This is a genomic window from Streptomyces griseoruber (assembly GCF_001514205.1).
Lineage (GTDB): Bacteria > Actinomycetota > Actinomycetes > Streptomycetales > Streptomycetaceae > Streptomyces > Streptomyces griseoruber.
Genome location: NZ_KQ948769.1, coordinates 393401 through 403746, shown reverse-complemented (window position 1 = coordinate 403746; position 10346 = coordinate 393401). Strand labels below are relative to the sequence as shown.

General features: G+C 72.8%; 9 protein-coding genes. 4 read left to right on the top strand and 5 right to left on the bottom strand.

The window, feature by feature from the left end; translation table 11 throughout:
• Positions 1 to 131: 131 nt before the first annotated feature.
• Positions 132 to 1322 (bottom strand): PP2C family protein-serine/threonine phosphatase, encoded by a 1191-nt coding sequence (locus tag AQJ64_RS20605; RefSeq protein WP_055636467.1) that lies wholly within the window; start codon positions 1320 to 1322, stop codon positions 132 to 134.
• 247 nt (positions 1323 to 1569) lie between these two features.
• On the opposite strand from AQJ64_RS20605, the gene AQJ64_RS20600 reads away from it, so the two are divergent.
• The gene (locus tag AQJ64_RS20600; RefSeq protein WP_055636466.1) at positions 1570 to 2781 is read left to right on the top strand and encodes a GNAT family N-acetyltransferase; all 1212 of its coding nucleotides are present in this window, start codon (positions 1570 to 1572) and stop codon (positions 2779 to 2781) included.
• Positions 2782 to 2795: 14 nt separating this feature from the next.
• On the opposite strand, the gene AQJ64_RS20595 is transcribed toward AQJ64_RS20600, so the two are convergent.
• From AQJ64_RS20595 to AQJ64_RS20585, 3 genes are all read right to left on the bottom strand, one after another.
• Positions 2796 to 3605 (bottom strand): Fpg/Nei family DNA glycosylase, encoded by an 810-nt coding sequence (locus AQJ64_RS20595; RefSeq protein WP_059202843.1) that lies wholly within the window; start codon positions 3603 to 3605, stop codon positions 2796 to 2798.
• Between the two features lie 69 nt (positions 3606 to 3674).
• A complete protein-coding gene (locus tag AQJ64_RS20590) occupies positions 3675 to 4163 on the bottom strand; it encodes a ribose-5-phosphate isomerase (RefSeq protein WP_055634227.1) in 489 nt (162 codons plus the stop codon).
• Between the two features lie 53 nt (positions 4164 to 4216).
• A complete protein-coding gene (locus AQJ64_RS20585; RefSeq protein WP_280529279.1) occupies positions 4217 to 5725 on the bottom strand; it encodes a serine/threonine-protein kinase in 1509 nt (502 codons plus the stop codon).
• 257 nt (positions 5726 to 5982) lie between these two features.
• Here AQJ64_RS20585 and AQJ64_RS20580 point away from each other — a divergent pair, with 257 nt between their 5' ends.
• Positions 5983 to 6696 carry an LPXTG cell wall anchor domain-containing protein gene (locus AQJ64_RS20580; RefSeq protein WP_055633023.1) on the top strand — a complete coding sequence of 238 codons (714 nt, stop codon included), beginning with the start codon at positions 5983 to 5985 and terminating at the stop codon, positions 6694 to 6696.
• Between the two features lie 73 nt (positions 6697 to 6769).
• Positions 6770 to 8071, top strand: coding sequence for an FAD-binding oxidoreductase (locus AQJ64_RS20575; RefSeq protein WP_079061798.1), 1302 nt, complete (start codon positions 6770 to 6772; stop codon positions 8069 to 8071).
• Between the two features lie 3 nt (positions 8072 to 8074).
• Here the strand turns inward: AQJ64_RS20575 and AQJ64_RS20570 are convergent, their stop codons facing one another.
• Positions 8075 to 8650, bottom strand: coding sequence for a biotin transporter BioY (locus AQJ64_RS20570; RefSeq protein ID WP_055633022.1), 576 nt, complete (start codon positions 8648 to 8650; stop codon positions 8075 to 8077).
• Between the two features lie 423 nt (positions 8651 to 9073).
• On the opposite strand from AQJ64_RS20570, the gene AQJ64_RS20565 reads away from it, so the two are divergent.
• Positions 9074 to 10279 (top strand): ROK family protein, encoded by a 1206-nt coding sequence (locus AQJ64_RS20565; protein ID WP_055633021.1) that lies wholly within the window; start codon positions 9074 to 9076, stop codon positions 10277 to 10279.
• Positions 10280 to 10346 lie beyond the last annotated feature (67 nt).

The window sequence follows — 10346 nt, the reverse complement described above, 5'->3', positions numbered from 1 at the left end:
CCGAAACCGCCTCCCCCGGTGAGGTCTGTCTGTCACGTCCGTGACCGTACGCACCTCCATCTGTAGCAAGTCCCCGAAGGCCGATGCAATCGCGAAGCGGCAGTAGTTACAGGGGTGGCACAAACGGACGGTCAGTGGACCGGAGTCGCCGCCGCCGCCGTCGTCGGGCCTTCGCGGCACACCAGCAGCAGCGCCCGGTCATCGTTGACGTCCTTGGCGACCGCCTCGATGAGGTGCCACGCGGCGCCCTGGAAGCCGCCGGCGACATAGCGGTCCGCCTCGCCGGTGAGGCGGTCGATGCCCTCGACGATGTCGCGATCGGAGGTCTCCACCAGGCCGTCGGTGAAGAGCATCAGGACGTCTCCGGGGCGCAGGGAGCCCTTCACGGGGTCGAACTGGGCGCCCTCGTAGACGCCGAGGAGGGGGCCCTCGGCGGCCTTCTCCTCCCAGCGGCCGCTGCCCGCGCTGAGCTGGAGGCCCGGCGGGTGTCCGGCCGAGTAGAGCTCGTAGTCGCCGGAGTCGAGGTCCAGGACGAGGTGGATGGAGGTGGCGAAGCCCTCGTCCCAGTCCTGGCGGAGCAGGTAGCCGTTGGCGGCCGGGAGGAAGGCGTGCGGGGGCAGGGAGCCCAGCAGGCCGCCGAAGGCACCCGACAACAACAACGCCCGCGATCCGGCGTCCATGCCCTTGCCGGAGACGTCCGTCAGGACGACCTCCATGGTGCGGCCGCCGTTGGTGCGGGCCGCGACGACGAAGTCACCGGAGAAGGACTGGCCGCCGGCCGGGCGCAGGGCCATCTCGCGGTGCCAGCCGTGCGGCAGCTTCGGCAGCTTGCTCTGGACCCGGATGCGTTCGCGCAGGTCGAAGAGCATGGTGCCGCCGCGTCTCCAGGGCACGCCGACCCGGCTGCGGAACTGGGCGATGAGCAGGCCGAAGAAACCGCATGCGGCCACGACCAGGACCACGCCCGGGGTGACCCGGGACGGCCCCTGGGTGTACGGGCCGAGCTGGACGGACTCGACGATCAGCGCGGTGGCCGCCGCCGCGTACAGACCGAGCAGGCTGGAGGGGCGCAGCAGCAGACCGCCGGCGACGATCGGCAGGACCAGCGCGGCCGGTGAGCACCACACCGAGTTGGCGAGGGTGGTGGCCGCGATCAGCGGGACGGTGAGCAACAGGAAGGCCAGCGCGATCCAGTCCGAACCGTCGCCGCGGAAGTAGTCGACGGCGCTTCGGCGCACGCCGGTGCGGACCCGGTGCATCATGTGCTTCAACCGGGCCGTCAACGTCTCGGCTTCCGCGCGCCGCTGTCGTCCTTCTGCCATTAGTTCGGGACCCTATCCATCCAACCCACCGCTTGGCACGGGAGGTCCCACTTGTCCCCCGTCCGAGGTTCAACTTCACAGTGAACTTCATGGAAAGCGCTCACGTGGCACGGAGGGAGAAATTCCCTGGCTCGTCCCGCATTGGGCTGCTAGGCATGGACGCATGACGACTGGGGCGACGACGACAGGGTCTACGGGCCGCGCGACCTCTTCTGGCGCTGCCACGGTCCCGGGGGCCGAGCTGCGCGTGCTGCGGTCCGAGGACTGGGACCGGTGGTACGACGTGCTGCTGCGCGCCTTCGGCGGGGTCGCGGAGTCGGCCGAGGAACGGGAGCTGTGGCGCCGGCTCACCCCCTGCGAGCGGTCCCTCGGCGCCTGGGACGGCGGGGAGCCGGTCGGCACGGCGGGGGCGTTCGACTTCCGGCTGACCGTGCCGGGCGGGGCCTCGGTGCCGGCGGCGGGCGTGACGATGGTCGCGGTGAGCGCCACCCACCGGCGGCGCGGGCTGCTGACGTCCATGATGCGGCGGCAGTTGGACGACGTCCGGGACCGGGGCGAGCCGCTCGCCGTCCTGACGGCCTCGGAGCCGGTGATCTACGGCCGGTTCGGCTACGCGGCGGCGACCTTCGGTCTGCACGCCGAGATCGACACCGGCCGGGTGCGCCTGTCCGTACCGGCCGGTACGGACGACGTACGCCTGACGTACGCCGATCCGCGCGCCACGCTGGACACCTGCGAGGCGGTGTACGCGCGCACGGTGGCCCTGCGGCCCGGGATGCTCGGCCGGCGGCCCGGCTGGGAGGGGCTGGCGATGCTGGGGGCGGAGACCGAGCGGGACGGGGCGTCGCCTTTGCAATGTGTGCTCGCGGAGCACGAGGGGCGGGTGACCGGTTTCGTCCGCTTCCGGGTGCGGCCGCGGTACACGGACAGCGGGCACAACGGTCAGGTGCAGCTCCAGGATCTCGCGGCGCTGGACCCGGTGTCGGAGGCGGCGCTGTGGCGGTTCCTGTTCGGGATCGACCTGACGAGCTCGCTGAAGGTGCGGGGGCGGCCGCTGGACGAGGCGTGGCAGTACCAGGTGTCCGACATCCGCCGGTGCGAGCTGCGGGTGCGGGACCAGTTGTACGTACGGCTGGTGGACCTGGGCGCGGCGCTCCAGGCGCGGACGTACCAGGCGCCGGTGGACGTGGTGCTGGAGGTCGAGGACGCGTTCTGCCCGTGGAACTCGGGGCGTTGGCGGCTGTCCGGCGATCCGAAGGGCGCGGTGTGCGCACGTACGACGGACGCGGCCGACCTCGCCGTGTCGGTGCGGGAGCTGGGGGCGGCGTATCTGGGCGGGGTGAGCCTGGCCGCGCTCGGGGCGGCCGGCCGGGTGCGCGAACTGCGGGAGGGGGCGCTGGCGGCGGCCGCCGCGGGGTTCGGGTCGGCGGTGGCGCCCTGGCTGCCGCACGGGTTCTGAGACCTCGCCGGTCTTCAGTTCTGCTGGCAGGTGGGGCACCAGAAGAGGTTGCGGGCGGCGAGGTCGGCGGTGCGGATCCCGTCGCCGCAGAGGTGGCAGGGCAGGGTGGCCCGGCGGTAGACGTACACCTCGCCGCCGTGGTCGTCGACGCGCGGCGGGCGGCCCATCGCCTCGGGGGTGTGCTCGGGGCGGACGGTGTCGATGCGGTTGTTGCGGACGCCCTCGCGCATGAGGGCGACGAGGTCGGCCCAGATCGCGTCCCACTCGGCGGGGGTGATGTCCCGGCCCGGGCGGTACGGGTCGATGTGGTGCCGGAAGAGGACCTCGGCGCGGTAGACGTTGCCGACGCCGGCGATGACCTTCTGGTCCATGAGGAGCGCGGCGATCGTCGTACGGCTGCGGGAGACGCGGGCGTACGCCGTGGCGGGGTCGGCGTCGGTGCGCAGCGGGTCGGGGCCGAGACGGGCGTGTATGGCCTGTTTCTCGGCGTCGGTGACGAGGGCGCAGGTCGTGGGGCCGCGCAGGTCGACGTAGGCGGTGGCGTGCGCGAGGCGGAGGCGGACGGTGTCGGTGGGCGGGGGCGCGGGGGCGGGGCCGAAGGCGACCTTGCCGAAGAGGCCGAGGTGGATGTGGATCCACTCGTCGTCGCGGAAACCGAGGAAGAGGTGCTTGCCGTGGGCTTCGGTGCCGGTGAGGTCGGCGCCGTCCAGGAGTGCGGCGGCGTCGGAGAACTTGCCCTGGGGACTGGTCACCCGGGGTGCCGTTCCGCGGAACCGGTCACCGTAGTCCAGCGCCAGCCGGTGAATCGTGTGCCCCTCTGGCACGGTCGCCGTGTCCTTCCTCGGTGGGAGAGAAGGGGTCCTCGGACCCCCTCCCCTCCTGCCCTGCCGGTCTCAGTCCTGCTGCGGGTGGTGGGCCGGGATGGCCGGGAGGTCGCCGCTCGTCTCGTAGTCGGCGAGCATGTCGATGCGGCGGATGTGGCGCTCGTCGCCCGAGAACGGGGTGGCGAGGAAGGTCTCGACGAACCTGGTGGCCTCGTCCGTGGTGTGCATCCGGGCGCCGACGGCGACGACGTTGGCGTCGTTGTGCTGGCGGCCGAGGGACGCGGTCTCCTCGCTCCAGGCGAGGGCCGCACGGACGCCCTTCACCTTGTTCGCGGCGATCTGCTCACCGTTGCCGGAGCCGCCGATCACGATGCCGAGGGCGTCCTTGTCCGCGGCCGTCCGCTCCGCGGCGCGGAGGCAGAAGGGCGGGTAGTCGTCCTGGGCGTCGTAGATGTGGGGGCCGCAGTCGACCGGGTCGTGGCCCGCCGCCCTGAGCCATTCGACGAGGTGGTTCTTGAGTTCGAAGCCGGCATGGTCCGAGCCGAGATACACGCGCATGGGATGAGTGTGTCATGCGGGTCGCCGGGGGGCGGCGCTCGCCCTCGCGCAAGTCAGAGCACCGTGAAGCTCTCCTTCACCTCGTCGTACGTCTTCAGGGCGGCCGCCTCCACCGCCGGCCGGTACCAGGTGTTGATCTGGTACGACTTCCCGGCCTGGTCGAAGCCGAGCAGCCGGGCGTGCCAGCGGGCGCCGCGGAGCGTGAAGGTGTACTCCCAGACGACCGCCGGGCGGCCTTTGTACGTCGTCTCCTCCAGGCGGATCTTGCGGTAGTCCCCGCCCTGCCGGGCGTTCTGCTCGGAGGTCCGCCAGGTGTCCATCAGATCGCCACGGGCGAGGGAGGACTTGGCGGCGAGTTCCTGGGTGCCGTCGGGCGAGGTGTAGTGCACCTCCGCGCCCGTCTTCACGTCCCGCCGCCAGCCCTGGGGGGTCGCCCAGGCGAACCCCCCGGCCTCCTGGTGCGCACCCGGCGCCGGACTCGGCGGCCCGGACGTCCCCTCGACGGTGGCCGAGGGGGACGAGGTCGGGGACGGTGACGGCTTCGGCGAGGCCCCGCCGCCCGCCTGGTCCCCGTCCCCGCCCGACCAGGGCGCCAGTGCGAGTACGACGCCGACGACCACGGCGACGACCCCGGTCCCGGCGACGACCCGGCTCCTCCCCCTGGAGGCAACGGCGGGACCGGAAGGCGCACCTTCCGGGGGCCGTTCACCCGAGCCGTCCGGGAGCTCCGGACGGGTGGGGCTGCGCAGGGCGCGGGTCGGGGGTTCGTCCGGGTGGGCCACCGCGCGGAGGGACTCCGCCAGGGCGGGCAGGGAGGGGCGGGCCTGCGGGGTCTTCTCCAGGAGGGCGCGCAGGACGTCGGTCAGCGGGCCCGCACCGGCCGGGAGCCGGGGCTCCTCGTAGAGGACCGCGTGCAGCGTCGCCAGTGTGGTGTCGCGGGAGAACGGGGAGTGGCCGGCCAGGGCCGCGCAGAGGGTCGCGCCGAGGGACCAGACATCGGACGGCGGTCCCTGCGGGCGGCCCGAGATCCGCTCGGGTGCCATGTAGTCCGGGGAGCCGACCAGCATGCCGACCATGGTCAGCGCCTTGGCGTCCTGGATCGCCGCGATGCCGAAGTCGGTGAGGACGACCCGCCCGCCCCGCTCCACCAGCACGTTCCCCGGCTTGATGTCCCGGTGCAGGACGCCCCCCGCGTGCACCTGCCGCAGCGCCTCCACCAGCCCCAGACCGATCCTGGCCGTCTCGCGCGGCCGCAGCGGCCCCTCCTCGGCCATGACCCGCTCCAGCGAGCGGCTGGCCACCAGTTCCATGACGATCCACAGGCGTTCGCCCTCGTCGACGACGTCGTAGACGCGCACCACGTTGGGGTGGTCGATCCGGGCGGTGGCCCGGGCCTCGCGCAGGGTGCGCTCGCGGCGGGTGCGGCCGTCCTCGGGGTCGAGGCCGTCGATCCGCATCTCCTTCACGGCGACCTGCCGGTCGAGCACGTGGTCGGTGGCCCGCCACACCCGTCCCATTCCCCCCTGGCCGATACTCTCGACCAGCCGGTAGCGCCCCGCCACCAGCAGACCCGGAACACCGCCACGCACCGAATTCCCCGGATTCCCCCGGCTCCCCGGATTCTCGGGATTCCCGGAATTCACCGAGCTCCTCGGGTCTCTCGGACTCCCCCCCATTCCCGGCAATTCCCTGCGCCCCCTCCCCTTCCCGTACCGCCAACACAATGGTCACACTTCGCGGCGTACCTGCATAGTGCGGAGAAATCTTGTGGTACCTCTTCAAGTACTGCGCATTCTGACGCGGCCAAGGGGGGACGAACATGAGTTCTCGCCGTTCGGCGACCATCACCGGCTCACTGGCCGCCGCTTCTTTCGCGGCGGTGCTGATCCTCTCCGCCCCGGCCGGCGCGGACGACCCGGGGCCCGGCAGCGACAAGGGGGGAAAGGCCGTCGACGAGGCTCCGGCGGGCGTGGAACTGACCACGCTGCTGCCCGAGCGGATCTCGGTCGACAACAGCTCCGGTAAGACATCTCTCATCGCCACGGTGAAGAACGGGGGAACCAAGGACAGCGGAAAGATCCGGGTGTGGATCGTCGGATTCGACGGCCTCACGGTGAAAAACGCCGAAGGCTGCACGGCGATCGCCGAGAAGGATCTCCCGGACGGTTCCCACAGCGGTTTCTCCTGCGCCATCGACCAGCTCGCGGCGGGCGACTCGAAGTCGTACTCGGTCGACGCCACCTTCGATCTCGACAGGACCGGAAAGATCTGTCTGCCCGTGCAGAGCGCCGACGGGAAGAAGACGTTCTGGCAGCAGGGCCCGGTGCCGTTCGGTACGACGAACCCGTCGCCGAACGCCCCCGCCACCCCGCTGCTGCTCGGCACGGACAACACCCCCGCGGCACCCGGCGGCGACGAGCTGCCGAAGACGGGCGTCGGGCAGGACCTGCTGCCCCTCGGCGCGACCGGGGTCGCCCTGCTCACGGCAGGCGCGGCCGGCCTGTGGTGGACCCGGCGGCGCCCTCAGGGCTGACGCCTCCGCCCGGCTGCGAGAAGGCCGTATAACGTGACGGGAACTGTCAGGTTATACGGCCAGCATCCTCCGTATGGACACGGCGACCGCGACCTCCGGCCTCCCCCTCCTCCACCCCGCCGACCCCGGCTACGAGGACGAACTCGCCGGGTTCCAGACCGGGTTCGCCCAGCGGCCCGCCGTGGTCGTCGCCGCCCGCGGCGCCGCCGATGTGGCCGGTGCCGTGCGGTACGCGGCCGGCCGGGGGCTGCCGGTGCGGGTGCGGGCCACCGGACACGGGCTGCCGGGGGACTCGGCGGGCGGGCTGCTGATCAGTACCCGCCGGATGACCGGTCTGAGCGTCGACCCCGTCGCCCGTACCGTCCGCGTCGCGGCGGGCGTGCGGTGGGGCGAGGTCGTCGCGGCGGCGGAGCCGTACGGGCTGGCGCCGCTCAACGGTTCGTCGCCGGGTGTCGGTGTCGTGGGCTACACGCTCGGCGGTGGACTCGGCATCCTGGCACGGGAGTTCGGGTACGCCGCCGACCACGTCCGCTCCCTCGACGTCGTCACTGCCGACGGCCGTGTCCAGCGGGTCGCCCTGGACGCCGAGCCCGACCTGTACGGGGCGCTGCTCGGCGGTGGCGCCGCGGGGCTCGGGGTCGTCACGGCGCTGGAGATCGGGCTGGTACCGGTACGGACGCTGTACGGCGGCTCGCTCGCGTTCGACGGGCGCGAGGTCGGCCCGGCGGACGCGCTGCGGGCGTACGAGGCGTGGACGCGGACCGTGCCCGGGCGGCTGACCTCGTCCTTCGCCGCCGTACCGTATCCGGATCTGCCCGCCCTGCCGCCGCACCTGCGGGGGCGGTACGTGCTGTCGGTGCGGGTGGCGTACACCGGGGACGACGGGGCGGAACTGGTCGCGCCGCTGCGGGAGATCGGGCCGGTGCTCACCGATTCCCTGCGGGAGATGCCGTACGCCGAGAGTCGCACCATCCACAGCGATCCGGACTTCCCGCACGCCTACTACGGGGAGGCCGTGGTCGTGTCCGCGCTGGACGGGGAGTGGCTCGGGGGCATCGAACCGGACGCCGGGGCGATGTGCGTCGTGCAGGTCAATCATCTGGGCGGGGCGCTGTCCCGGCCCACGCCGAACGCGGTGCCGTATCGCGAAGGGCGGTTCCTGGTGCGGCTGTTGGCCATGGGCGGGCGGGAGCGGGCGCGCGCCCTCCTCGACCCCGCCTTCGCGGTGCTCGCACCGCACACCCTCGGACGGGCCGCCCCCTTCGCCTTCGGGGCCGGTGACCGGGCCGGCGGACTGTTCGACCCGGAAACACGCGAGAGGCTCGCCGGGATCAAGTCGCGCCACGACCCGGCGAACCTCTTCCGCACCGACTGAGCGTCAGCGGTCGGCGAACTTCCAGGCCGTGGGCAGCAGGCCCATCGCCAGGAGCGCCTTGACCGCGTCGCCGATCAGGAACGGGGTGAGGCCGACGGAGACCGCGGTGGCGAAGGGGATGCCGGCCGCGTAGGCGAGGTAGGGGACGCCGACGGCGTAGATGAGCGCCTCGCCGATCAGCATCGCGCCCGCGGTGCGCCACACGCCCCGGTCCGCGCCCCGGCGGGCCAGGGCGCCCACGGCGGCGGACGCGAGGATCATGCCGAGGATGTAGCCGAAGGAGACGGAGAGCCCGGAGGCGCCGTCCGCGAACCACGGGACACCGGCGAGGCCGGCCAGCGCGTACAGCACGAGCGCGCAGACCCCGCGGCGGGCGCCGAGGGAGGTGCCGACGAGGAGCGCGGCGAAGGTCTGGCCGGTCACCGGGACCGGGGAGCCGGGGACGGGCACCGCGATCTGGGCCGCGAGGCCGGTGAGCGCGGCTCCGCCGAGCACCAGCGCGACGTCACGGACGCGGGACGCGGGCAGGAGGTCGGCGAGGACCCGTCCGGGGCTGGCGCTGACGGCGGCGGTGCTCATGGGGACTCCGCGGGGAGGAGGGGAGGTCGGGGACACCGTGACGCTATCCCAGGGGTCTTCGGCGGCCCACCGTCAGCGGTCGACAAAGAGGGTGGCGGAAGCTTGATGGGATCTTCACAAAGGATGTCCGCTACACCGGCCCGGGCGTGACAACGATCACTGAGGTGAAGAGGTTTCGCTCACTGGTCGCCGTGTCAGGGGATTGTGAACTCTCACCAAAGGAATCCTGGCACTCTGGTCGGATTCACCTTTCCTGCCCTACGCTTCCAGCCATGGTTGCCCAGGCCCTGAACCTCACGTCGCGTCGCTATGTCGACCTGCGACGCCAGGGCACGGCCACCTGTCGCCGCCCGGTCTGAGACGGGCCCGGCCCGCCTCGGCCTCCGAGACATGTCGGCCCCCCTTCTCCGAGGACGGTCACCCATGCCCCGTACCGCGGCACCCCCTGCTCCCCGTACGTCCCCCGTCCCCCGGGTCGCCGACAGCGACCGGCGGCGCACCAGCGCCAGTGTGATCCTGCGGTCCGTGCTGGAGCACGGCCCGGTCGCCCGCTCCACCATCGCCCGGCTGACCGGGCTGTCCCCGGCGGCCGTCACCGACCACTGCACCCGGCTCACGGCCCTCGGCCTGATCCGGGAGTCGGCCGCGCCCCGGCGCAGCAACGGCGCGGGCCGGCCGCACGTCCCCGTCGACCTGGACGACTCGCGGTTCGTGGTCTGCGGAGTGCATGTGGCCGTGCCGTACACCACGGTCGCGCTGCTCGATCTGCGCGGACGGGTGCTGGCGCGCCGTGAGTCGAAGCACCGCGGCACCGAGCCGTACGAGGTGCTGGCCCGGGCCGCCGAGGGGCTGGCGGCGCTGCTGGCGGAGGCTGCGGACAGCCGGCCGCTGGGGGTCGGGGTCGCCGTCGGCGGCTGGGTGGACCGGGACTCGGGGACCGTCGTCGAGCATCCGCTGCTCGGCTGGCGCGAGGTGCCGGTGCGGGAGCTGCTCGGCGCGCGCACCGGGCTGCCGGTCCATGTGGACGGGCACGCGCGGGCGTTGGTGAACGCGGAGCGGCTGTTCGGGCGGGTGCGCGGCAGCCGCAGTGTGCTGCAGCTGTTCGTGGGCAACGTGGTCGACGCGGCGTTCGCCACCCATGACGAGGTGCACCACGGTCCCCGCTCCCAGGCGGGGGCCGTCGCGCATCTGCCGCTGGCCGGCGGTACCGAGCCGTGCTCCTGCGGCCGGACCGGCTGCCTCCAGGTCGAGCTGAGCGAGCGGACGCTGTGCCGGCGGGCCCGGGAGGCGGGGATCACGGACGGGGTGAACCCGATGGAGGTGCTCGCCGCGGCGGACGCCGGGAATCCGGTGGCGGTCCGGCTGCTGCGGGAGCGGGCCCGGATGACGGGACGGGCGGCGGGGCTGCTGCTGGACGTCCTCAACCCGGAGCGGGTCGTCGTCACCGACGTGGGTGTGCTGTACCGGGAGGACTGCCTCGCCGCGCTGCGGGCGGAGGTGGGCGTGGAGCGGGCCGGGAGTGTCGTGCCGACGAGCTTCGGGAACTCCGTGCTGGCCGTGGCGGGCGGTGCGGTGGCCCTCGACGTGCTGTACCGGGATCCGCTCACCGCGTCACCCGTGCCGAATTAATTCAGAAAATCCGAATGTTGACAGGCATCGCACGAGGAACGGACGATGATTCCATGAGCTGTCGCAC